The 390-nt window shown below is 70.5% G+C and carries 1 protein-coding gene; it reads right to left on the bottom strand.

The annotated features are described in order from the left end of the window. Positions 1–166: response regulator (locus tag G3I78_RS50515; RefSeq protein ID WP_164437398.1), on the bottom strand; the 166-nt coding region annotated here is incomplete at its 3' end. Between the last annotated feature and the right edge of the window lie 224 nt (positions 167–390).

The raw sequence follows: 390 nt of genomic DNA, 5'->3' as shown, positions 1-390 counted from the left end.
GGAGGTCGAGTACCGCGACGTCCGGCCTGTGGTGCAGTGCCATCTCGATCGCGTCGGGGCCGGTGGCCGCCTCGGCCACGATCTCCAGGTCCGCCTCCAGGGAGAGCAGTGCGGCGAACGCGCCGCGGATGAGGGGTTCGTCGTCGGCCAGCAGGACGCGGATCATCGGCTGCTCCCTGTCGGTAGGTCGGCGGCCGGCGCGAGGGCGCCCGCGGCGAGTTCGAGTGCGGTCACGGGCCATCTCGATCACATGCTGCTCGGTGACGGCGGTCATGACTCGATCTTTGCGTTCCGTGCACCGGCTCCGCAGTGAGCGGCCTCATGGGTTCGCATGACAGATGTCATGGGCCGGCGCGGTGTCCGTCAGGCGCCGCATCGAGGACGCGCCCG

It is taken from the genome of Streptomyces sp. SID13726, from assembly GCF_010548375.1.
GTDB lineage: Bacteria > Actinomycetota > Actinomycetes > Streptomycetales > Streptomycetaceae > Streptomyces.
Note: the sequence above shows the minus strand (reverse complement) of the source record. Positions and strands in the feature narration are given on the sequence as shown.